The organism is Undibacterium sp. 5I2, assembly GCF_035019605.1.
Lineage (GTDB): Bacteria > Pseudomonadota > Gammaproteobacteria > Burkholderiales > Burkholderiaceae_D > Undibacterium.
Window position 1 is genome coordinate 59,738 of record NZ_JASJVS010000012.1, and the last position, 24,100, is coordinate 83,837.

General features: G+C 54.6%; 19 protein-coding genes. 7 read left to right on the forward strand and 12 right to left on the reverse strand.

Translation table 11 applies throughout. The features are described from left to right. Nucleotides 1–15: 15 nt before the first annotated feature. The gene (locus QN359_RS06570) at nucleotides 16–1,032 is read left to right on the forward strand and encodes a LacI family DNA-binding transcriptional regulator (protein WP_322250799.1); all 1,017 of its coding nucleotides are present in this window, start codon (nucleotides 16–18) and stop codon (nucleotides 1,030–1,032) included. A gap of 5 nt (nucleotides 1,033–1,037) precedes the next feature. Here QN359_RS06570 and QN359_RS06575 read toward each other — a convergent pair whose 3' ends face one another. The 8 genes from QN359_RS06575 to QN359_RS06610 form a co-directional block, all read right to left on the reverse strand. Beyond that, nucleotides 1,038–1,598: a YggT family protein gene (locus QN359_RS06575; RefSeq protein ID WP_322250798.1), complete on the reverse strand. Its 561-nt coding sequence runs from the start codon at nucleotides 1,596–1,598 to the stop codon at nucleotides 1,038–1,040. Between the two features lie 91 nt (nucleotides 1,599–1,689). Beyond that, on the reverse strand, nucleotides 1,690–2,577 hold the full coding sequence (locus QN359_RS06580) for a histone (RefSeq protein ID WP_322250797.1): 888 nt from the start codon (nucleotides 2,575–2,577) through the stop codon (nucleotides 1,690–1,692). Between the two features lie 555 nt (nucleotides 2,578–3,132). After that, entirely contained in the window at nucleotides 3,133–4,272 is a 1,140-nt protein-coding gene (locus QN359_RS06585; RefSeq protein WP_322250796.1) for a ribonucleotide-diphosphate reductase subunit beta, read from the reverse strand. A 57-nt stretch (nucleotides 4,273–4,329) separates the two neighbouring features. Beyond that, nucleotides 4,330–7,233: a ribonucleoside-diphosphate reductase subunit alpha gene (locus QN359_RS06590; RefSeq protein ID WP_322250795.1), complete on the reverse strand. Its 2,904-nt coding sequence runs from the start codon at nucleotides 7,231–7,233 to the stop codon at nucleotides 4,330–4,332. A gap of 435 nt (nucleotides 7,234–7,668) precedes the next feature. After that, nucleotides 7,669–9,030: a sigma-54 dependent transcriptional regulator gene (locus tag QN359_RS06595; protein WP_322250794.1), complete on the reverse strand. Its 1,362-nt coding sequence runs from the start codon at nucleotides 9,028–9,030 to the stop codon at nucleotides 7,669–7,671. Further along, entirely contained in the window at nucleotides 9,027–10,760 is a 1,734-nt protein-coding gene (locus tag QN359_RS06600) for a sensor histidine kinase (protein ID WP_322250793.1), read from the reverse strand. Before QN359_RS06600 ends, QN359_RS06595 begins: the two co-directional genes overlap by 4 nt. Nucleotides 10,761–10,780: 20 nt before the next feature. Continuing rightward, nucleotides 10,781–11,029 (reverse strand): PP0621 family protein, encoded by a 249-nt coding sequence (locus QN359_RS06605; RefSeq protein WP_322250792.1) that lies wholly within the window; start codon nucleotides 11,027–11,029, stop codon nucleotides 10,781–10,783. After that, on the reverse strand, nucleotides 11,026–11,835 hold the full coding sequence (locus QN359_RS06610; protein WP_322251075.1) for a cytochrome C assembly family protein: 810 nt from the start codon (nucleotides 11,833–11,835) through the stop codon (nucleotides 11,026–11,028). The genes QN359_RS06605 and QN359_RS06610 overlap by 4 nt, the downstream gene beginning before the upstream one ends. 250 nt (nucleotides 11,836–12,085) lie before the next feature. Here QN359_RS06610 and QN359_RS06615 point away from each other — a divergent pair, with 250 nt between their 5' ends. The 4 genes from QN359_RS06615 to QN359_RS06630 all read left to right on the forward strand — a co-directional run bounded on the left by QN359_RS06615 (nucleotide 12,086) and on the right by QN359_RS06630 (nucleotide 18,709). After that, complete coding sequence (locus QN359_RS06615; protein ID WP_322250791.1) at nucleotides 12,086–14,248, forward strand: S46 family peptidase; 2,163 nt, start codon at nucleotides 12,086–12,088, stop codon at nucleotides 14,246–14,248. A 137-nt stretch (nucleotides 14,249–14,385) separates the two neighbouring features. Then, nucleotides 14,386–15,852, forward strand: coding sequence for a pyridoxal phosphate-dependent decarboxylase family protein (locus tag QN359_RS06620; RefSeq protein WP_322250790.1), 1,467 nt, complete (start codon nucleotides 14,386–14,388; stop codon nucleotides 15,850–15,852). Nucleotides 15,853–15,911: 59 nt separating this feature from the next. Further along, on the forward strand, nucleotides 15,912–17,165 hold the full coding sequence (locus tag QN359_RS06625; protein WP_322250789.1) for a RimK family alpha-L-glutamate ligase: 1,254 nt from the start codon (nucleotides 15,912–15,914) through the stop codon (nucleotides 17,163–17,165). After that, nucleotides 17,162–18,709, forward strand: coding sequence for a hypothetical protein (locus tag QN359_RS06630; RefSeq protein WP_322250788.1), 1,548 nt, complete (start codon nucleotides 17,162–17,164; stop codon nucleotides 18,707–18,709). The genes QN359_RS06625 and QN359_RS06630 overlap by 4 nt, the downstream gene beginning before the upstream one ends. On the opposite strand, the gene QN359_RS06635 is transcribed toward QN359_RS06630, so the two are convergent. From QN359_RS06635 to QN359_RS06650, 4 genes are all read right to left on the reverse strand, one after another. Beyond that, nucleotides 18,662–19,036 (reverse strand): flagellar protein FlaG, encoded by a 375-nt coding sequence (locus QN359_RS06635; RefSeq protein ID WP_322250787.1) that lies wholly within the window; start codon nucleotides 19,034–19,036, stop codon nucleotides 18,662–18,664. The two genes, QN359_RS06630 and QN359_RS06635, sit on opposite strands and share 48 nt — an antisense overlap. 96 nt (nucleotides 19,037–19,132) lie before the next feature. After that, a complete protein-coding gene (locus QN359_RS06640; RefSeq protein WP_322250786.1) occupies nucleotides 19,133–19,930 on the reverse strand; it encodes an ABC transporter ATP-binding protein in 798 nt (265 codons plus the stop codon). 1 nt (nucleotide 19,931) lies between these two features. After that, nucleotides 19,932–20,762 carry an ABC transporter permease gene (locus QN359_RS06645; protein WP_322250785.1) on the reverse strand — a complete coding sequence of 277 codons (831 nt, stop codon included), beginning with the start codon at nucleotides 20,760–20,762 and terminating at the stop codon, nucleotides 19,932–19,934. Continuing rightward, the gene (locus QN359_RS06650) at nucleotides 20,759–21,718 is read right to left on the reverse strand and encodes an ABC transporter substrate-binding protein (protein ID WP_322250784.1); all 960 of its coding nucleotides are present in this window, start codon (nucleotides 21,716–21,718) and stop codon (nucleotides 20,759–20,761) included. The genes QN359_RS06645 and QN359_RS06650 overlap by 4 nt, the downstream gene beginning before the upstream one ends. A gap of 229 nt (nucleotides 21,719–21,947) precedes the next feature. On the opposite strand from QN359_RS06650, the gene ffh reads away from it, so the two are divergent. Together ffh and QN359_RS06660 are read left to right on the forward strand one after the other, a co-directional pair. Beyond that, a complete protein-coding gene (gene ffh, locus QN359_RS06655) occupies nucleotides 21,948–23,315 on the forward strand; it encodes a signal recognition particle protein (protein ID WP_322250783.1) in 1,368 nt (455 codons plus the stop codon). Nucleotides 23,316–23,561: 246 nt separating this feature from the next. Next, the gene (locus tag QN359_RS06660; RefSeq protein WP_322250782.1) at nucleotides 23,562–23,936 is read left to right on the forward strand and encodes an SWIB/MDM2 domain-containing protein; all 375 of its coding nucleotides are present in this window, start codon (nucleotides 23,562–23,564) and stop codon (nucleotides 23,934–23,936) included. Nucleotides 23,937–24,100 lie beyond the last annotated feature (164 nt).

A 24,100-nucleotide genomic window follows, 5' to 3' on the forward strand; every position in this document is an offset into this window, starting at 1 on the left:
AAAGGCAGGAATGTTATGGCAACCATGAAGCAGGTCGCGCTCAAAGCGCGCGTCTCCACCACTACCGTATCTCATGTGATCAATAATACCCGCGTTGTCAGCGACGAAGCGCGCGCGCGCGTGCTGGCGGTGATCAAGGAGTTGCGTTATATTCCCAGTGCTGTTGCGCGCAGCCTCAAGAACGATCGCACCCATACCTTCGGCATGATGATTCCGAACAACTCTAACCCGTATTTTGCCGAAGTGATACAGGGAATCGAAGCGGCGTCGTTCAAACTCGGCTATAACATTATTTTGTGTAATTCTGACGATGATCCCAAGAAGCAAGCCGCCTATGTGCGCGTGCTCATGGAAAAACGGATTGATGGCTTGATTCTGGTTTCGTCCGGTAGCGATGAAGAGTTAACGCAATTGCTAGCCGATGAAGGGATACCGAAAGTCTTGGTCGATCGCGAAGTAAGCGGTGTGCTGGCCGACTTTATTGAAGCCGATCATGTACAGGGTGGCTACGATGCGACGCGCTATCTGCTTGGTCTCGGACATCGCCGTATCGCCTGCGTCGCCGGACCCGATACGCTGCTGCCGAGCGGCGGGCGGGTGGCCGGTTACCAACGTGCACTGAGCGAAGCCGGCATTGCCCATCGCGACAGCTATTTGGTCCACAGCGACTTCACCAGCCAAGGCGGATTTCTCGCCTTTCAAACACTATTAGCCCTGCCGGAACGGCCAACGGCTATTTTTGCCAGTAATGATTTGATGGCCATCGGTGGTATCTGCGCCGCCACGCAAGCTGGCTTTAGCATTCCGCAACAACTGTCTGTGGTTGGTTATGATGATATTGCTTTGGCTTCATTCAGTACGCCGCCGCTGACCACGATTGCCCAGCCCAAACATGCCATAGGCCAATTGACGGCGCAAATTTTAGTCGACCGCATCGCCTACCCGGAAACCCCGTTACGACGTGAAATGCTGCCATCGACATTAGTCGTGCGGCAATCAAGCGGTGCCGCACCAATAACAAGCAGCGATTAAGGCGATTACCGAGCGACGAGTTGCAAGAGCCAAGTGTTTTGCAACTCACTGACAATACGCAAGCCAACTTGCAATAGCAACAAAGCCACCATAGGCGAAAAATCGAGACCGCCTAAGGCCGGCAAGACCCGGCGCAGCGGCGCGAGCAGCGGCGCATTGAGGGCACGGATGAATGGTGCCAAGGGTGCAGCCGGATTGACCCAACTGAAAATCGCCTCAAGCACAAGCAAGGCCATCAAGCCGTACAAACCCCACTGCACAATGCGAAAGAAAGCCAAGCTGGCGATGAGCAGCGGCGGAAACTGCGCACGCAAGGCAAACGACAGCGCCACCGACACCAGCGCGACCAACAGCGCCGCGATCAAACTGGCCCAATCGTAACCGCGAAAACCCGGCACCAGGCGGCGCATCGGATGCACCAACCAATCCGTCATCTGAAAAATTGCCTGTGCCAAGGGTGCTGGCGGCCGCAAACGCTGCGCCTGTATCCAGAAGCGCAAGAGTAAAAAACCAGCTAACAAGCCGGTCACCGCATCAATGATAAAGCTGAAAATATCTTGCAACACACATAGCCTTTATTAAAAAAAACCCACCGGGTGACAGAATCACGCAGTGGGTATTGTGCCTCAAACCGTCCGGGCATCCAAGCATAACGAATTACGCCGGACGAATTCCGGTTGGGAAAGGCCATGCGGCGTTCGCACTGACAACAGTTTTGACGTCAGATGTCGCGGCTTTTTTTGCTACCGGCTTTTTAACGGCTGGTTTGGCTACGGCTTTCTTGACTGCCGGTTTGGCAGCTGGGGCGGCTTTAGCAACGACCGCTGGTTTAGCAACGGCTTTCTTAACGACGGCGACTTTTTTCACGGCTGTTTTAGCAACTGCCGCTACTTTTTTTGCCGCAGCAACAGGTTTGGCGGCGACTTTAGCGATCGCTTTTTTAGCGACCGGTTTGACGACTGCTTTTTTCACTGCTGGTTTGGCGACTACTTTCGCGAGCGCTTTTTTGGCGACTGCTTTGGCAGTTGGTTTTGCTGCGGCTTTTGCCAGCGCCTTTTTAGCCACTGGCTTCGCGACGGCTTTAACTGCTTTCACAGGCTTGGCTGCTTTGAGCGCTTTCACAGCCTTGACTGGTTTTGCTGGTTTTGCTGCTTTGACTGCTTTGACTGCTTTGACTGCTTTGACTGGCTTGGCTGCTTTCACAACTTTTACAGCTTTCACAGCTTTTACTGGCTTAGCTGCTTTCACTGCTTTCACTGCTTTCACTGGCTTGGCGACTGCTTTCACAGCCTTGACTGCCTTGACAGGTTTCACTGCAGCTTTAGCAGCCGGCTTAGCGGCGACTTTAGCGAGCACTTTTTTAAGCGCTGGCTTAGCGACTGCTTTAACCGGCTTGGCTAAGACTTTCGTCGGTTTGACAGCTTTCGCAGCGACTTTCACTGCTTTAACTGGTTTAACTACCGCAGCAGGTTTTGCTGCGACTTTTTTTGCTACAGGTTTCTTCACTGCAGCTTCGCTTGCCGACATTTTCGGTGCTGTTGCCATTTTGTTTCTCCTTCGATCGAGATGGAAAAAATCATATAAAAATTAAATCCGCTCTATCCTTTCAAGCGAATTATTCATCGGCACAAACATGCATGCTGTTTGCGCTAATGAATCCGGAACCGGCTCAACTGCTGCATCCCCTCTTTCAATGCAGCACTTGAGCCATATGGGTGGCAAGGCCGAAGCCGTGTGCGGCACAGTGTGCGGCGCAACATCCGCCCTCACCCGCGCCCGCATCACGACAGCTCGTGCGCTGCCCTTACTATTACTGTCGAGTCCAGCGGCAGGCGCAAATCTGTCCGCTTTCAACCCATTAATCAATTTAAAAAACGCAGCTTAAAAAAACGCTGCTGTTACTATGCTGGCTGAAAAACCCCGGGTACAAAGCCAAAAACCGCAAGACCCGGCCTTGCCAGGTATTGCGGCACTAACAGTTCAGAGTAATGTAATCTTTGACTGTCCATTCAGTTTGGTCAGGCCTCTCGGGTTTTACATCTTGTGCAAACCATGAGCATTCCTTTGCAGGGAACCGGGGGCGCTGTGTATTATCAGCTGCTACTCCCAGTTGAGGGCTCCACCGGTTTGATACTCAATCACGCGTGTTTCAAAAAAGTTGCGCTCTTTTTTCAGGTCTATCATTTCGCTCATCCACGGAAATGGATTTTCCTCATGAGGGAACATCGCATCCAGACCGATTTGTTGTGCGCGTCGATTTGCAATGAAGCGCAGATATCCTTTGAACATGGGAGCGTTCAATCCTAACACTCCACGCGGCATTGTATCCTCTGCGTAGCGATATTCCAACTCCACCGCACGCAAAAACAACGATTTAATTTCATCGCGAAATTCAGCGGTCCACAAATGCGGATTTTCCATCTTAATCGTATTGATCAGATCGATCCCAAAATTACAATGCATCGATTCATCGCGCAAAATATATTGATACTGCTCAGCCGCGCCCATCATTTTATTCTGCCGACCGAGCGCTAAAATCTGCGTGAAGCCGACATAGAAAAACAAGCCTTCCATCAGACAAGCGAAGACGATCAACGAACGCAATAAAGTCTGATCGGTTTCCGTCGTGCCGGTCTTGAATTCCGGATCGGTCAAGACATCGATGAAAGGAATCAGGAACTGATCTTTATCACGAATCGATTCGACTTCATTGTAAGCATTGAAAATTTCGCCCTCATCAAGCCCCAGCGATTCGACAATGTATTGATACGCGTGCGTATGAATGGCTTCTTCAAAAGCTTGGCGCAACAAATACTGGCGGCATTCCGGCGCAGTAATGTGACGATAAGTACCCAACACAATATTATTTGCTGCCAAGGAATCGGCCGTCACAAAGAAACCGAGGTTACGCTTAACCAAGCGGCGCTCATCGTCGGTCAGACCATTCGGGCTTTTCCAAAGTTCAATATCACGCTGCATATTGATTTCTTGCGGCATCCAATGGTTAGCGCAACCGGCCAGATACTTATCCCAAGCCCATTTGTATTTGAATGGTACTAACTGATTGACGTCGGTCTGACCATTGATGATACGTTTATCAGCCGCATTCACGCGCCGCGCCACATCTTCCGTACTGACTTGCTCGACCAGCGGCGCAACCGGTGCCGCTGGCGTGGTATCGATACGCACGGCCGGTTGGGGTAGCGTGGCTGGCGTTACTTCTTCGTCCCAAGATAACATTTCTTCATTCCTTCAATTGAGAGAGGCACTACGTTGCACTGCAACGTAGCAAAACAATTACTGACAAGCTTCGCATTCTTCGAAACCGCTGTCGCCTGGACGTAACATACAGGCCGGACCATCCGGTTCCGCTGCCGCCGTTACTGCCGGCGCAGCGTGGTAACTGCTGCTGGCACCATCCACGCTAACGGCATTGAGTGCACCGGTTTTCGAGGTCGATTTTTCGGTATGGGTGGCACCGATAGTGCGCAAGTAGTAAGTCGTTTTCAAACCGCGCAACCAAGCCAGCTTATAGGTTTCGTCGAGTTTTTTACCGGAAGCGCCGGCCATGTAAATATTGAGCGACTGGGCCTGATCGATCCACTTCTGGCGACGCGAAGCGGCTTCCACCAACCACGATGGGCTGATTTCAAACGCGGTCGCATACAATTGGCGCAAATCTTCAGGGATGCGGTCGATTCTGGCCAAGCTGCCGTCAAAATACTTGAGATCGGCAATCATGACTTCATCCCACAAGCCACGCACTTTCAAATCGCGCACCAAGTGTTCATTGATCTCGGTGAATTCGCCCGAGAGGTTAGACTTGACATACAAGTTCTGATAAGTTGGCTCGATACAGGCCGAGACGCCGATGATATTCGAAATAGTCGCCGTCGGTGCAATGGCAACGCAGTTCGAATTACGCATGCCATATTGCTTGATGCGATTGCGCACCAGCGACCAATCCATACTCGAAGAAAAATCAACTTCCAGATAGCCACCGCGTTCATCGGCCAATAATTGCAGCGAATCTTGCGGCAGAATGCCACGATCCCACAAGGAACCAGGGTAAGAGCTGTAGGTGCCGCGCTCTTCCGCCAATTCAGTCGAAGCCAAATAAGCGTAGTAGCACACTGCTTCCATCGAGGTGTCGGCGAACTGTACCGCTTCCATCGTGGCGTACGGCACACGCATCATGTGCAGGCAGTCTTGGAAACCCATGATGCCCAAACCAACTGGACGATGACGCAAATTCGAATCACGCGCTTTTTGCACCGCATAGTAGTTGATGTCGATGACGTTATCGAGCATGCGCATGGCAGTACGTATGGTCTTTTGCAGCTTGACGTGATCGAGCTGGCCGTTTTTCATATGCGCCGGCATATTCACGGAACCCAAATTGCAGACCGCGATCTCGCTGTCATTGGTATTGAGCGTGATTTCAGTACACAGGTTGGACGAGTGAACCACGCCGACGTGTTGTTGCGGAGAACGAATATTGCAAGGATCTTTGAACGTGATCCAAGGATGCCCGGTTTCGAACAGCATCGATAGCATCTTGCGCCACAAATCCAAGGCCGGGATTTTTTTCGACAGTTCCAACTCACCGCTGGCGGCTTGCGCTTCGTAAGCGAGGTAGGCGCTTTCGAAGGACTTACCGAATTTATCATGCAAATCCGGCACATCGGAAGGCGAGAACAGAGTCCAGTCGCCTTTTTCCATGACGCGTTTCATGAACAGATCGGGAATCCAGTTCGCCGTATTCATATCATGCGTACGCCGACGGTCATCGCCAGTGTTTTTGCGCAGATCGAGAAATTCCTCGATATCCATATGCCAGGTTTCGAGGTAGGCGCAGACCGCACCCTTGCGCTTGCCACCTTGGTTTACCGCGACCGCCGTGTCATTGACTACTTTCAGGAATGGCACCACACCCTGCGATTTGCCATTGGTACCTTTAATATGGGCACCGAGCGAACGCACCGGTGTCCAGTCGTTACCGAGACCGCCGGCATACTTCGCCAGCAAGGCATTTTCCTTGATCGCATCATAGATACCGCCGAGATCATCGGCCACGGTGGTCAGATAGCAAGACGACAATTGCGAGCGCAAGGTGCCGGCATTGAACAAAGTCGGCGTCGAACTCATGAAGTCGAAGCTAGACAACAAATTATAGAACTCGATGGCACGGCCATTGCGGTCTTGTTCCTCCAATGCCAAGCCCATCGCCACCCGCATGTAAAACGCCTGTGGCATTTCGATGCGGGTACCGCGCATGTGCAGGAAATAACGGTCATACAGGGTTTGCAAACCGATGTAACTGAATTGCAGATCGCGATCAGCGACCAAGGCTTGTGCCAAGCGCGCCAGATCAAACTCGGCCAACTTGGTATCGAGTAATTCGGCAGCAATGCCTTTTTGTATGAATTGCGGAAAATAAGTCAGGTATTCGCCCGCTGCATGCTGTTGAGCAACCTCTTTACCGAACACTTCTTTACGAATCGTATGCAGCAACAGACGCGCCGTCACTTGGCTGTAGGCCGGCTCTTTTTCCATCAATGCGCGCGCGGCCAGAATCGCTGACTTATGCAATTCTTCCACCGGTACACCGTCGTACAGATTTTTCAGGGTTTCCGTCAGTATCGCTTCCGGATCGGCCAATTTATCTAGACCGACGCAGGCTGCCGTGATCAAGGCACGCACTTGTTCGATATCGAGCGCGGCACGTTGGCCATCGATGAGCACATGAATCTGCGGCAATTGCGCTTGCGAAGCTTGCTGCGCCGCGCGCTGCAAGCGGCGTTCTTCCTGGTGCTTGGCACGATACAACACGTAAGAGCGCGCCACATCATGCTCACCCGAACGCATCAAGGCTAATTCGACCTGATCCTGGATATCTTCAATATGGAAGGTGCCACCGCTTGGTTGGCGACGCAACAGCGCCGTCACGACTGCCGCACTCAACTGCTCGACCAATTCGCGCACGCGCGCCGAGGCCGCGCCTTGGCCGCCATTGACGGCTAAAAAGGCCTTGGTCATGGCGATCGCAATTTTCGACGGTTCAAATCCAACCACCGCACCATTGCGTCGTATCACGCGAAATTCGCTGTAACTGCCGCCGGCAGTTGCAGCAGTCGCTACAGCGCTGCCTGCAGCGCCGCTCAATGAAGTAGGAATCGATGTTTCTGTGGAAGGGTGCATTATGCCTCCGGAATCGGTTAGTTCTTGCTGCCTCATATCTGCATCACAGACCAAGGCGGCGCTCGGGGTTAGTTCGGGTATTACGCATCAGTACGGACCGCTGATCACGGGAAAAATCAGGTAGTGTCAGGATGTTGAATTCAATTGAAATCGCCAACAAGTAGGCATGGTTAAACAAGCTGAAACAAAAACCAAACCACTACATGTAGTACACAATTTTCGAATAGCCCTAATTGTAGTACCCAACCCTCCGCCTATGCAACCAATTTTCCGCCCAAGAAAGGAATTATATTTTATTAAAAATTCCTATTTGGTAATTGACTTTCGAGAGCGTCCAGAAAACTCGGGCGCATTGGGTAAGTAAGCGCTAACAAGTCAGGGCAAACGATGGAGAACGATGATTTCGTGGAAGTGTGTTGCTGCCGCTGGCGCGCCTTACTCGTCAATTTTGAGTTTTTGTATTTGATAGCGCAACTGCCGGAAACTGACACCGAGTAAATCGGCCGCTTGAGTGCGGTTATGATTGGTTTGTACCAAGGCGCGGCGTATCATCTCGCGTTCCAAATTGCTTAAAAAATCCGGTAACATGCAGGGTAAAGTCGGCGCACAGAACAGATTTTCCAACCCGGCCGGCGCGACCGTCCGCAACACCAGATCATCGACCTCGATGCAGGCATCATCGGCAAAAGCAATCGCCCGTTCCAGAATATTTTCCAACTCGCGCACATTACCCGGGAATCCGTAGGTGCCCAGGCGCTGTAAGGCCGCAGCGGAAATCGCCACCTCGCTGCCGCCGAACTTACCTAAGATGGCAGCAGCCAATTCGCCCACATCTTCCAGGCGCTCGCGTAAAGGCGGCAGATGCAGCTCGATCACATTGAGACGGTAATACAAATCTTGGCGAAAGCGCCCTTGGGTAACGCAACTGGCCAAATCCTGATGGGTGGCGCTGATGATACGCACATCGACCGCTTCTTCGGCCGTCGCGCCGACCTTACGTATGCTGCGCTGCTGTATCGCGCGTAATAATTTGACTTGCATCGCCAACGGTAAATCGGCCACTTCATCGAGCATCAAGGTGCCGCCGTTAGCCGCTTGAAAAAACCCTTCGCGGTCTTCCGTGGCTCCCGTGAACGCGCCTTTGCGGTAGCCGAAAAATTCTGCTTCCATCAGCATTTCCGGAATCGCACCGCAATTGACGGCGATGAAAGCTTGCGCCGCGCGCGCGCTGCTGCCATGAATTTCTCGCGCTGCCAGTTCCTTGCCGCTGCCCGATTCGCCGGTAATGATGACCGGTGCCATGCTGCGTGCCAGCCGCACGATCTGCGCGCGAACTTGCTGCATGCCGGCCGATTGGCCGATCAAAAATGAAGCGGCAACCGGATTACTTGGTGCCGGCGTCGCTACCGCGGTGTGCAGTTCCAGCGCCGAACGTACCAGCTTGCGCAAATGTTCCAATGCTACCGGTTTGGAGACGTAATCGAAGGCCCCGGCCTTGAGCGCCACAACGGCATTGTCGGCGCTGCCGAAGGCGGTAATCACGGCGATCGGCGTGTTTTTATACAGCGCATTGACCTCATCGACCAATTCCATGCCGTGCCCATCGGGCAAACGCATATCAGTCAATACCAGCGCATAAGTATTTTTGGCCAGAAACACACGCGCCGCGCCGACCGTTGCGGCGCTGTCGACGTCGAGCCCCATCTTGATGAGAGTAATTTCCAGCAGTTCGCGCAGATGCGCCTCATCATCCACCACCAAAATACGCGGGCAGTTTGTGGTGCCAATCATGCTCATGCGTTCATTCCCGAAAAAGTGATGACAAACCGCCCGCTCGGCTCAAGCTTGTCCGAGTCAACCCTGTATTCGTAGTCCAGCAGTGCCTGATTATTGAGACATAATTCACGTGCCATATACAAGCCCAAACCGGTACCCATGCGCGAGGTAGTGTAAAAAGGCTCGAATAAATGCGCCCGTACATCATAGCTGATGGTCGGGCCGTCGTCTTGAATATGTAACTCTTGGCGTCCGCTGGCGTTGACCGTGGCATACAGGCAGATGCTGCCTGGTTTGCCGCTGGCATAGCGTAGCGCATTCGACAACAGATTGGCGACGATCTCGAATAAATGTCCGGGATCAAAATTAACTTGAAAATCCGCCGCGCTGCCGATCTGAACCAAGGCCACCGATACCTGCTTGGTTTCGATGAAATCGTCGACACATTCGCGCACCACTTGCATGAGCCAGTAGGGTGCGACATCATTGCGTGCTTTGCGCGACAACCTCAGTATATCTTCGATCAATTGATTTAAACGTGCCACATTGTCATCGATAATTTTAAGCAAGCGCATGGCCTGCAACTGCGGCGTCGGCAGTTGGGCGATATCCTCGCCGAGCAGTGCCGCAGCATACGAGATCGATGATAAGGGGTTTCTGACTTCATGCGCAATGCTGGCCGTCAGCCGGCCCATCGATGCCAATTTCAATTGCTGTGCCTGATTTTCAATATCCGACACATCCTGCATGAATATAATAATATGGCCAGTGCCGACATCGACACGCTTGCCAAGCTCGGCGACGCCGATGAAGCGTAATTTGAGATGCGTAACAAATTGCACATGCTCGGGGCGCCCGGCCGTGCCAGGCAGAGTCAGACCGGAACGCAGTGAAGCTTTCGCTTCATCCGGGGAACACGAAATCGACACAAAAGATATCCGGCCAGCCGCTCCCGCCATACCTGCAGTTTTGAGATCAGTGAGTGCATCGACCATCGGCCGCAAAGCCGGCACATCGAGCAACTTGACCCCAACCATTTGCTGGTGCAAATTCCCCCCCAGCATGCGCTCGGCAGCCGGATTGATTTCGAACATGGCACCACCCTGATCGAGCACCAAAATACCATCGCCCATATCGGCGATCACCACTCGGTTAATTTCCTGCTGTACTGCCAATTCGGCACCGCGCTGATCGGCCAATTGTTCCTGGCGTATCAAATTACTGGCCAAACGATTGACCACGTAGATAACAGCAAAATATGAAGCGCCGAACAAACCGGCTTGCGACAGCAGATTGCCGTCATCGAATTCAAACGACTGATACAGCGCGACGATCAATAACAGCAGGCTGACGAGGGAACAAAAAAAGAAGGCCCAGACCAAGGGCGATAAGATCGCCACCCCAGCCAGTGGAAATAAAAACAAAATGCTCAAACCGCCTTTGGCACCGCCGGAAGCCAGATACAGCGAAGCGATGACGATAATATCGAGGGCGATCTGACTGAAGAGCTGGATAATGAAATGCCGCGTATGCAGCAATTTGAGGACGGTATAGCCGATACTGCTGAATAAGTAAAAAAAACAGATGTCGCGAGCGGCCATATGAGCAAACGCCCAGACTTCCCGACCGCTGCGCAAATTCAACAAAAACAATAGGCACAATGCTACGATGATGCGCGAGATATTGAGGGTTTGCAGCGAACGCCAGAACGATGGCGTCGGCCGCAAAAACTCCGCCAACAGAGCCGACATGGGCTCAGGCGCGCGCGCTGTCAATGCAGTTCGGCATGCGCCGATGAACAGTAAGTTTCTTGATGACGAAACACGGCTTCCGAAGTCGGCAAATAAATATGGCAATGCGCGCAGCACACCATATCCTCGGCCTCGGCCCCAGCCGCTGGCCGACCGACCGGCGGCGCAGGCGCTGCTTGAACCGGGTCGGCTTCAGGCTTACCACGACCTTTTTTGCGCAACGCTAAAATCACCAGGAAGGCCAAGGCCAACCAAACCAATAATCTCATACCAAACTCCTGTGCAGCAATACTTCCAAAACAAAACGACTTCCCACATACGCCAGCAGCAAACTCAGAAAGCCGGTTAGCGTAAAACTGAGTACAGTCTTACCGCGCCAACCACGCCAGTGCCGACCTGCCAACAGAATAGCAAACAGCAGCCAAGACAATAAGGACAAGATAGTTTTATGGTCCCACTTGAAGGCAACGCCAAGAAATTGCTCGGAAAATACGACGCCGGTCAGTACCGTCAACGTCAGCAAACAAAATCCGAGGAAAATCAAACGAAACAAAATTTTTTCCATGGTCAGCAGCGCCGGCAAGGTATCGATCACCGCAACGAGCCAAACCGGCAGCGGGCGCACGCGCAATTTATGCAAGTGCTTATCTTGCAGGCGCATGATAACGGCGTGAAAGGCGGCGATGGTTAAGGTACTGTAAGCCAGCAAGGCCACCGCTACATGCCAAGGAAACATCCAGGTTTTACCGCTGAGCGAGATCAGTTGTCCGGGGAAAAACACCGGCAAGACGACAAACACGATTGCCGGCGGAAAGATCAGCCACTTCATCGCCACCAAAGAGAAATTACGGTTTTCCAGCAAATACACGGCGACCGTGATCCATAGCGCCGACGACAACATCGCGGCAAAGCCAATGCGCAAGGCGCTGTCGGCAAACACATTCAAAACCAGAGAGCTTCCGTGCAGCAACCACGCGCACAGGCTCAGCCCGAGTACCAAGCGAGGCCGCGAAGCAGGAATGAAAAGCAAGGCCAGATACGATCCGGCAGCCAAAAGCGCTGAATAAATTTGCATCATTCGAGTTTACACTATCTCGGTGTTTTTTTTTGACGTTTGCATCATACTATTGCGCTGCGTAGAGATGGCTTGAGCGTGCGCCGGCTGGCCGCCGTAGCATTCTAGTGATATTTTTTTGAACTTTCCAAGCAAGCTAGTGGTCTCTACCCTTCGCACCAATGAAAAAAGATATATGATTGGCAATGACTTGCTGGCCACAAGCCGGCATCATGCATGCCATGTTGACCCTCCTTACCTTTGGATAATGATGAAAAAGATATTAATTCCTCTGGCCCTGCAAGTCATCAGCAGTGTTGCCCAAGCCGATGAAGGCATGTGGATGCCACAACAATTACCGCAAGTCAGCGCGCAATTGCGCGCCGCCGGTTTGCAGCTCGACCCCGCCACGCTCACCAAGCTGACTGAATTCCCTATGGGTGCCATCGTCAGCCTCGGCGGTTGTTCGGCCTCCTTCGTCTCACCGCAAGGTTTGGTGATCACCAATCATCATTGCGTCTATGGCAGCGTGGCGCACAATTCCACGCCGGCTAACAATTTGCTGGCCAATGGTTTTTTGGCACATCAATTGAGCGAAGAATTGCCAGCCGCGCCGGGCGCACGTATTTTCGTCACCAAAGAAGTTAATAAGGTCAGTAGCAAAGTCATCGATGCGCAGGTCGCCACACTGAGCGGCAAAGCCCGCCTCGATGCCATCGAAAAAAACAGCAAAGCCTTGGTGGCCGCGTGCGAAGCCGATGTTGGCCATCGCTGCACGGTCTACCCTTACTATGGTGGGCTCGACTATTATCTGATCAAGCAGCTGGAAATTCGCGATGTCCGTCTGGTCCATGCGCCGGCCGAAGGCATAGGTAAATTCGGTGGCGACACCGATAACTGGATGTGGCCGCGTCATACCGGCGACTATGGTTTTTATCGCGCCTACGTCAGCAAAGACGGCAAGGCCGCCGACTACAATAAAGACAACGTCCCTTACCTACCGCAGCACTTCCTGAAACTGGCCAAAGACGGCCTCAAAGAAGGCGATTTCGTGATGGCGCTGGGCTACCCGGGCCGCACCAATCGCCATCGCTTACCATCGGAAGTCGCGCATACCTTCAGTTGGAGCTATCCGAGCTATGTCAGTTCCTCGGCCGAAGCACTGGCCATCATCGCGCGCGAAACAGCCAGCGACCCCGATGCCAAGCTCAAGTATGCCAGCCAAGTTGCCGGCATCAATAATTACTATAAAAATCGCCAAGGCATGCTCGAGAGTTATGCCAACAGCGATTTCCTGGCCCGGAAAACCAGCCAACATGAAGCCCTCAAAAGCTGGGTCAACAGCGATGCCACGCGCCGCCAAACCTATGGTGCCGACATCGCCCGGATCGAGCAATTGATCAGCGAACGCGATGCCAGCGAGCAACGCGATTTTTACCTCGATCGCTCATTCCCACGCCTGCTCGCACGCGCGCATGACCTGTACCGCTTGGCCAATGAAAGCCGCCAACCCGACAGCGCACGCAAAGCCGGCTACCAAGTACGCGATTTACCGCGCATCCAAGCCTCGCTCGATGCAATCGAACGCAGCTATGTGGCCAAGGTCGATCAAGCCTTGGTGTTCAATAATTTGAAACACTACGCCGCCGCCCCGGCAGCGCAACACGATGCCGCTTTCGATGCCGCCCTCGGCATCCAAGCCGGTATGTCGGACGCCGCCCTGAGTGCGCGCCTCGATCGCTTGTATGCCGCCAGCGAGCTCAATGACCCGGCACTGCGCCGCGCCTGGCTCACTAAAACGCCGGAACAATTCCGCGCCAGCCACGACCCCTTCATCCAAACCGCCGTGGCCATGTATGCCGGCCATCTCAAACGCGAAGCTGCCGAGGAAGAACTGGCCGGGAAAATTCAGCAAGCCTATGCCAACTACATGCAAGCCAAAATCGCTTACATGGAAAGCCAAGGACAAGCCATTTACCCCGATGCCAACAGCACGCTGCGCGTCACCTTCGGCCGCGTGGCCGGACGCGGCCACGGCGGTGCCGATGGCATGGCTTGGTCGGCCTTCACGACGCTGGCCGGCATCAGCGCCAAAGCCACCGGCAGCGGCGAATTCAATGCCCCGGCCGCGGAATTGGCCGCCATCAAAGCCAAAGACTTTGGCAAGTATGTCGACCCTTACCTGAAAGCAGTACCGGTCGCGTATCTGGCCACGCTCGATATCACCGGCGGCAATTCCGGTTCAGCGGCCTTGAATGCGCGCGGTGAACTGATCGGCCTGGCCTTCGACGGCACGCTCGATTCCATCATCTCCGACTGGGATTACAACCCGGCCAATACACGTTCGATTCAAGTCGATCTGCGTTACATTTTATGGGTCATGAAACATGTCGACCACGCCGATGCGCTGATTCGTGAAATGGGCGCTGAGTAAATAAGTAATTAAGTAATTAAGTAAAAGTACGCCGCCACCGCGCCTGCACCAAGCAGGACGCGGTGGCGGCGTTTTTATATTTGCCCAAGTTCTGCCCGTGGTGCGATAATCAGACATTGACTTTTTACAATGATCAAATGGATACGCTGCCTAAGGCTAGACACACCGACCCGGACTGCTCCACCAGCCTCGATCCGGATGACTGGGGCGCTTTGCGTGCACAAGGCCATCTGATGCTCGATGATATGTTCGATTACCTTGAACACCTACGCACGCGCCCAGTGTGGCAAGCGATTCCGACGGCAGTACGTGCCGGTTTTTCACAAGCACTGCCGACGCAGCCGCACAGCGTGGCCGAGACCCACAGCACATTCATGCACGATATCTTGCCTTACGCGGCAGGGAATACCCATCCCGGTTTCATGGGTTGGGTGCAGGGTGGCGGCACACCGGTCGGCATGTTAGCCGAAATGCTGGCGGCCGGTCTGAATGCCAATCTCGGTGGGCGCGATCAAATGCCGCTCGAAGTGGAGCGCCAAATCGTCCACTGGATGCGCGAATTATTCAGCTTCCCAGCCAGCGCCAGCGGTATTTTCGTCACCGGCACCTCGATGGCGAACCTGATGAGTGTGCTCATCGCCCGTACCACTGCGCTCGGCACCGCCGTCCGCCAAGATGGCTTACATGCGGCAGCGCGCCAGTTGTGCGCGTATACCTCAGTGGAAGCGCATGGTTGCATCGCCCAAGCCATCGATCTGGCCGGTATCGGCAGCCGCTTTTTGCGCCGTATTCCCAGCGATGCCGCGCATCGCATCGATACGGCAGCACTGACTGCCGCCATCGCCGCCGACCGCGCCGCCGGACTGCAACCCTTCCTCATCGTCGGCACCGCCGGCAGTGTTGATGTCGGTGCCATCGACCCCTTGCAGGAACTGGCCGCGATCGCTGCGCGTGAAAAAATCTGGTTTCACATCGACGGTGCCTATGCGGCGCTGGGTATGCTGGCACCGAGTATCGCCCCACTGCTGAGCGGAATACAAAGCGCCGATTCGATCGCCTTTGATTTCCATAAATGGGGTCAAGTACCGTATGACGCCGGCTTCTTGTTAGTTCGTGATGGCGGCATCCACCAAGCCGCCTTCGCCGCACCGGCCGCCTATCTGCGCCGCGAAGTGCGCGGCTTGGCCGGCGGTTCGCCCTGGCCTTGCGACTTCGGCCCCGACCTGTCGCGCGGCTTTCGCGCCCTCAAAACTTGGTTCACCATCCAAGTGTATGGCACAGAAAAGCTCGGCCAGATGATTGCGCATACCTGTGAGCTGGCACAGTACCTGAAACAACAGATCGGCCAATCCAGCGAGTTGGAATTGCTGGCACCGGTCAGCCTCAATATCGTATGTTTTCGCTACCGCTGCCGCGATGCCGATCAGGTCAATCGCGACATCGTCGCCGATTTGCACGAGTCCGGGCTAGCCGCTCCATCGAGCACGACGATACTGGGGCAAGTAGCGATCCGCGCGGCCATCGTCAATCACCGCAGCACGCGGGTCGATATCGATCGGCTGCTCAAGGCGGTACTGGCATTCGGTGCCGCTCGCAGCAACTGATACACGGCGTCTTGACAGCGCTGACCATTGAACACGGCGCATTTTGCATAGGAAATTTAATGAATGACCCAATGACCGACATGGCCGGACAAGCTTTCTCACCCTTGATCGGGGTAGCCCCGCTGCTGCGGCGCGCGTTTGCCAAACAAGATATGCAAGCACTCGGGATGGCGCTGCTCAAGCGTGCCGAAGAACATATCGATGATGCCCATGCTTTGATGGATTGCTCGGTCTATTTGCAAATCACCGGCCACCACGATCTGGCTTTGGCCATGCAAGCCCAAGCCATCAAAACCCAGCCGCTCTATCATTTTCCCGCCACCCAAGACGGCCCCGGTTTGCGCCTGTTGGTGATCATGGGGCCGGGCGATTTGATGGCCAATACGCCGATTGAATTTTTGCTGGAAGAATCCGATGTCAGTTTCGATATTCTCTACCTGACACGTGATGCGGCCTGGCCCGACATCGTTCCCGAGCATGATGTGATGATGGTGGCGATGGCTGAATCAGAAAGCAACCAAGCCTTGCTGGCACAATTGGCACAACTGACCGCCACCTGGCCGCGTCCAGTCATCAATTTACCGCAATACATCGCCAAATTGACGCGCGACGGTGTCTGCGCGACACTCGCCGATTGCGCCGGCATCGATATGCCGCGCACCGTGCGAGCCAAGCGTGCCACTTTGCTATCGCTGGCCGCCAACGAACTCACGCTCAGCCAACTCTTACCCGGCGATGATTTTCCACTCATCATCCGACCACTGGGCTCGCATGCCGGAACCAATCTCGACAAGGTAGACGACCGCGCCCAACTGGCCGGCTATCTGAGCCGCGTCGACGCCGCCGACTTTTACTTATCGCGCTTTGTCGACTATCGCAGCGCCGACGGCTGGTTCCGCAAATACCGCATCGCCCTCATCGAAGGCCGTCCCTTCCTGTGCCACATGGCAGTGTCCAAACATTGGATGATTCACTATCTCAATGCCGGCATGAATGAGGATGGCAATAAGCGCGAGCAAGAAGCCCTGTGCATGGCGCAGTTTGATGAAGACTTCGCCGTCACCCATGCCGCCGCCCTGAAATTGATCGATCAACGCATGGGCTTACCCTACATCGGCATCGATTGCGCCGTCAGCGCCAGCGGCGACTTACTCATCTTTGAAGTCGACAATGCCATGGTGGTGCATGCGATGGATCCGCTCGATATGTACGAGTATAAGCAAGCCGTGATGAAAAAATTATTCCGGGCATTTCGTGCAATGCTGGGTAACGCCAGCCGGCAGCCGGCCCCCAATACCATCGCAATACAGTGAGCACCTTCCCCGACACCGGCACGCTGCTGCATAGCGGTGGTGATGCGCGCATTGTTCCTGACCCGCAAACAGGGCGCAACAAATACGGCTGCAGCAGCAGCCCGAGCAGCGACTTACATGCCTTCGGCTCATCGACGGCCTCGACCATTTCCAGCGCCGGCATGGCAGCGGCGATGGCACTGCGCCAGCGCTGCGCCGAGCAAATCGCCATCAGTGATGAGCCCACCGTGTACCAGCGCGAAGTCAAGCGACTGCGCACGGAACTGTTGAGCTTATGCGGCGTGTCGGACTATCCGGGGGTAGAAATGCTGATCGCCGCCTCCGGCACCGACATCCATTTATTGTTGGCGCAAGCGGTACAGCCAGAGTTGACCGTCATGATAGACTTGGCCGAAACCGGCAGTGGCTTAGCGGCCGCCTTGCAAGGTCAACATTTCAGCGCCGATGCCAGTTGTGCGGCTGGCATGGCCAGCGACCGCGCGGTCAGCGCCTGGCAAGGTCGCCTGCAGACTGTGGCGGCACGCGACGCGGCCGGCAATCCGCGCACCGTAGCAGAGGTCGATGCCGAATTGGAGCAAATTTTAAGCAGCGCCGTTGCGGCCGGACAACGCGTGCTGTTAATTCTGACCGATGTTTGCAAGACCGGCATGATTTTCCCCGCCATCGCCAGCGTGCGCCGTTTTCAGCAAACTTGGCCGCAGCATATCCAAGTACTGGTCGATGCCTGCCAATTTCGCTTGTCGCGCGCCAGTTTGCGCGCCTACCTCGAATTAGATTTCTGCGTCGCGCTGACCGGTTCGAAATTTCTCGCCGGCCCAACTTTCTCCGGTGCCTTACTGATACCACCGGGCCAAGCCGCCAGCTTTCGCGCCCTACCACCCGGCGCGCGCGCCTATTCTTGGGCCGCAGACTGGCCGGCCAACTGGCCAGCCGCGTCCAGCTTGGCACAAGGCAGTAACTTCGGGCTGCTGTTGCGCTGGGAAGCTGCGTTGGCCGAACTACGTCGTTTCGCCGCGCTCGACGATGCCGCTGTCATTCCCTTCCTGCGTCGTTTCCAAGCCGCCGTTTCCAACCGTCTGGCGCAAGACCCGCATTTCGAAGCGCTGGCCAACCCCAATCTCGATCGCCAAGCGCTCGCTACAGCAAGGAGCTGGGATCAAGAGCCGAGTATTTTCCCCTTTGTGCTGTATGCCGTCGCCAACGATGGTCAACGCCGCCCCTTGGCACGCCACGAAACGGCCATCTTGTATCGACGCCTGCAAGGGATTGAAGGGATGGAGGGAATTGCGGAACATACCAGCGCGGCCGATTGCTACACACTTGGTCAACCGGTGTTGTGCGGCCAGCGCGTTGGTGTGCCAGTCAGTGCGCTGCGCTTATGTGTCAGTGCAGCGATGCTGGTCGCCGCGCAAGATCCGCTACCGGCCGAGGCCCTGATCGCGGCCGCCTTGGCGGCGCTCGATCGCTTGGTCAGCTTAATCGACGCGAGTTCACACTCAGGCCGAGGCGCGGATCAAACTGCCGCCGTCAGCCACGCTGCGTGACAGTGCCAGCGCTTCTTTAGATGGAATTTGCAACAACACTTGCTTGGTTTCTTGGTCGACGACTTGCAAGACCATCTTGTCCGATTGCGTATCGACACTGAACTCGATGCGACCAAACTGCGGCTGTGCATTTTTATTCAGGCTCGCGGCTGATTGCTTGAGTGAAGCGGCGTCGCTGGCCGCGCTTTGTGTCGTTGCCGCCGGTGGCGGCGCGGTTGGCGCGACAATGGCTGAGTCAGCGGCCCCATTGCCAGCAGCCAGCTTGCTGGTACTGAATGCGTTCAATGACGTCGAAGCAACAGTACTCGTCAGTTGATCAATCTCCATCATTGGCTCCTTTTGGTCGCGATAGTTTTCTTCATAGTAGCAAGTAAGTGCAAGACTTGCTCACTTTTTTGGCAAAACGAGCAAGCAAGCGCTTCCTTAATCCAGCGCCGCCATCTTCAACTCATCTTGATGATGACGTTGCTGCTCTTCCATGACCAACTGACCCAATTCGCGCTTCAACTGATTGAATTCCGGCGCAGAAGGGTCGCGCAAGCGCGGCAAATCGATCAAGACATCGCGTTTCACGGTACCGGGACGATACGTCATCACAATCACCCGATCCGCCAGATAAATCGCCTCTTCGATGCTGTGCGTGACGAAAATAATGGTTTTCTTCAACTCTACCCAAATACGCAATAATTCATCCTGCAGGTTTCTACGTGTCAAAGCATCGAGAGCACCGAAGGGTTCATCCATCAACATCACCGGCGCATCGAGTGCCAGCACGCGCGCGATCGCGACGCGTTGGCGCATGCCGCCCGACAAATCTTTCGGGAAACGTTGTAAAAAGTCAGACAAGCCGAGCATCGTTGCCAGTTCGGCCACGCGAGCGGCAATCGTGCGCGCAGCTATCCCTTTGATCTCGAGGCCGAAGGCAATATTCTGTGCCACCGTCATCCATGGAAACAAGGCATATTCCTGAAACACCATGCCGCGATCAGGCCCCGGCTCGCTCACCGTGACGCCGTTGACGACGATCTGGCCCGTGCTCGGCAAGGAAAACCCGGCAATCGCATTGAGTAGAGTCGATTTGCCACAGCCCGATGGGCCGAGCAGGCAAACGAACTGACCCGCGGCGATCGTGAGGTTGATGTCACGCAGTGCCACCACGGCCGACTCTGCCGTGCCGAACACCTTGTTGACGGCGGTAATTTGTATCGGAGAGGCTGTCATATTAGTGCTCCAAGCCGCGATGCCAACGCAACAGATAGTTATTGAGTCGATTCACCGCCAAATCAATCGCCAAACCAAGCATGCCTATGCTTAACATCCCAGCAATGATTTTATCGGACCAGAAGTACTCACGTGCTTCCAGAATACGGAAACCGAGACCATTATTGACCGCGATCATTTCTGACACGATCACCACGATAAAAGAGGTGCCGATGCCGATGCGCACGCCGGCCAAAATATACGGCACCGCTGCTGGCAACATCACGCGCAGAAACAGCGTGGCTGGTCCGGCACCAAGATTACGGGCAGCGCGGATATAAATACTGTCAACTTGCCGCACACCGGCAACCGTATTCATCAGCACTGGAAAAAAAGCCCCGATGGCGATGAGAAAAATCGCCGGTGGATTGCCGAGTCCGAACCACAGTATCGATAAAGGGATATACGCAATCGGCGGAATCGGCCTTAGCACCTGCAATAAGGGATTGAGCCAGGCATACACGCGCGCACTCGCGCCCATCCCCAAACCCAGCGGCAGCGCCAGCGCCGCGCCGATGAAAAAGCCCGACAACACGCGCCCCATACTGCCTATGGTGTCGCCGATCAGTTCACCCGACACGGCCCACGCTAACCAGCTCGAGTTCGCCGCGTCGTAGGGCGCGCTCGGGGCGGCATATTCCAGCCATTTCAACAGCACCGCCCAGGGTGACGGTAAGATTTGCGGATTCACCCAGCCTAGCGTGGTAACGCTCTGCCACAGCGCGATCAGCAGCACCGGGACAATCAAGCCGGTCGCCGCGCCGCGCCATTTCTGCCGCACCGCTGCGCTCATTTAACGTTGAGGCTGCGTTTAGCCTGTTCCAGTAAATCGGTCTTGACCCAGTCTTTCGCCAGCGGTGGCTTGAGCATTTTACCGACGCCGTATTTTTGCATCAAATCGGTGGTGATTTGTATATGCTCGGCCGTGATATCGTAAGTGTACGGCGAGTTACCGATGGCATTAACGAAGTCTTCATGACTGACTTGGCCCTTGAACATATTTTCGCGCACGTATTTCTCGGCCAAGGCTGGATTATCGATGAACAACTTGGTCGCCTCAACGAAACAGCGCATGAATTTCTCCGCCGCCGGTCGATGATCTTTGTAAAATTTCTCCGTCATCACCATCGTGCGCACCGGCTCGCCGATCGGCGTATCATACGGTTTGATGATTTCCTGGCCATAGCCCTTGCTCAAGGATTGCGAAGAATACGGTTCCGACTGCATCATCGCATCGATGTTTTTCCCCATCAAAGCTTGGTTCAGATCGGGAAAACCGAGATAAATGATTTGTACATCTTTGCCGGCCTGGTCGGAATACGTCAAACCGGCACCGGCCAATTCGGCCGCCAGCAAAATATCTTGAATGCCGCCGCGCGTAACGCCGACTTTTTTACCCTTTAAATCGTTCACCGTTTTCATACCGAGATCGCTGCGCCCGACTAAACGCACGCCACCTCGGGCAAAACCGGCTACCAAAAAGATCGGCGTACCAGAGGCGCGCGCTGAAATCACCGCTTCCGACGACACCGCCGCGATATCGAGTTCACCGGCAATCACCGCCTGCATCGCATCGAGGCCTTTGGGGAACACCCGTTCATCGACCTTGATACCGCATTTCGGCGCGATTTCTTTGATATATGACACCGCACCATAGTGGGCAAATTTCAGATTACCCAGCCGTATCGTCTCATCGGCTTGGGCGGCACCGGCACAGGCTAGCCATACCAGTAATATTTTTTTAAACATTCACGTCTCCTCTGGGTGTCTGCAGTGGGCTGCAATACGCTGCCGGCGCGCCGATCGCGGCGGGCAAAACATGCTGTGAATATACCTGCTTTCTGCCCGATCGGAATGAAAAATATCACCGCACATCAGACAAAACGGCAATTTATGATCGGCTCGAATCGGTTAAAATGCCGGATACCCGGCCGCTCTGGTCGCTGCATACACTGCATCTTTCACAGAAATTCTCACTATGCTCGATAATCTCACCCAACGTCTCGCCAAAGTGGTCAAGACCATGCGCGGCGAAGCCCGTCTGACCGAATCCAATACCGCCGACATGCTGCGCGAAGTAAGGATGGCACTGCTGGAGGCCGATGTGGCCTTGCCGGCCGTGCGCGAACTGATCGCCCGCGTCAAAGAAAAAGCCCTGGGCGAAGAAGTCATGGCCTCGCTGACACCGGGCCAGGCACTGGTCGGCGTGGTGCAAAAAGAATTGGCGGCCCTGATGGGTGCCGATCTCGGCCCCGAAGCCTCACTGCTGAGCTTTGCCTGTCAACCGCCAGCCATCATCCTGATGGCTGGTTTGCAGGGTGCCGGTAAAACCACCACGGTCGGTAAGCTGGCCAAATACTTGCGCGAGCAAAAAAAGAAAAAAGTCTTGACGGTCTCAGTCGACGTCTACCGTCCAGCCGCGATCGCGCAGCTGCAATCGGTGACCGAACAAGTCGGGGCCGACTTCTTCCCCTCGCAAGCGCAGCAAAAGCCGGTCGATATTGCCTTGGCCGCACTCGATTACGCCAAGAAACACCATCATGAAGTGCTGATCGTCGATACCGCCGGCCGTTTGGGTATCGATGCAGCGATGATGCAAGAAATCGCCGCGGTGCATGCGGCTCTCAATCCCATCGAAACCCTGTTCGTGGTCGATGCCATGCTCGGTCAAGATGCCGTCAATACCGCCAAGGCCTTCAATGATGCCCTGCCGCTGACCGGCGTGGTGCTGACCAAGCTCGATGGTGACGCCCGTGGTGGTGCCGCCCTGTCGGTGCGCTATGTCACCGGCAAGCCGATCAAATTCGTCGGTGTGGCAGAAAAACTCGATGGCCTCGAAGCTTTCGATGCCACCCGCATGGCCAATCGCGTACTCGGCATGGGCGATATTCTGGCCTTGGTAGAATCGGCACAGAAAGGCATGGACGTTGCGGCAGCTCAAAATTTGGCGCACAAGATCAAAGATGGCGGAAAATTTGACCTCAATGATTTCAAGATGCAAATCTCGCAGATGAAAAACATGGGCGGCTTGTCTAACCTGATGGATAAACTGCCGGCACAAATGCAGCAAGCGGCTGCCGGTGCCAATATGGACAATGCCGAGAAACAAGTGCGCCGTATGGAAGGAATGATCAATTCCATGACCGCACTCGAGCGCGCCAAACCGGAATTGATCAAAGCTTCGCGCAAGCGCCGCATCGCCACCGGTGCGGGAGTACAGATCCAGGAAGTCAATCGTATGCTCAATCAATTCGAGCAAATGCAAACGATGATGAAAAAATTGCGCGGCGGCGGGATGATGAAAATGTTGCGCGGAATGAAGGGCATGATGCCCGGAAAACGCTGAATTTCAGCGCACAGCAAGAGCGATAAAAAATGCCGGAGCGCAGAGATTCCCCCTCTGATCCGGCATTTTTTTGGTCTGGAATCCAACGAAGCGCAAATTCAGGGGCTTTTTCTGTAAAAACTGGCAAAAAACACTTGCATGACTGTAAAAACCCCACCACTATTAGCGATGCGTGAAGTGACGCAATGCAGGAGCTTTTCAAAATGATCAAAGCTCCGTCCACGAAATTTGTGAAGGAGGCTATTTATGGCAACAGCACCAAAGACCCAGGCAGCAAAACCAGCAGCAGCAAAAAAACCTGTCGCAGCAAAAGCAACAACTGCAGCCGCAGCAGCACCTAAGAAAGCCGCTGCAAAACCGGCAGCCGAACGCAAGCCGAATGCCGCGTTCATGAAGCCGATGACGATTTCCCCAACTCTGGCAGCAGTCATCGGTGCCGCACCGATTCCGCGTACTGAAGTAACCAAAAAAGTATGGGAATACATCAAGAAGCACAACCTGCAAGATGCTGCAAACAAACGCAACATCAACGCCGATGACAAGCTGAAAGCCGTTTTTGATGGCAAGCCGCAAGTCTCGATGTTCGAAATGACTAAACTCATTTCCGGCCACCTGTCCTGATTGTTTCTATACCAGGCAGCACGTGAGCTTGGGAGCGTTAACGGGAAGCTGTACTCCCGCCCCAAACAAAAATGCCCGCATCGCGCGTAATGCCGTTCAGTTAAGACTGAACGGCATTTTTATTTAGTGGTTGTAAACGTTACGGCATGCTGTTAACCTTCGTC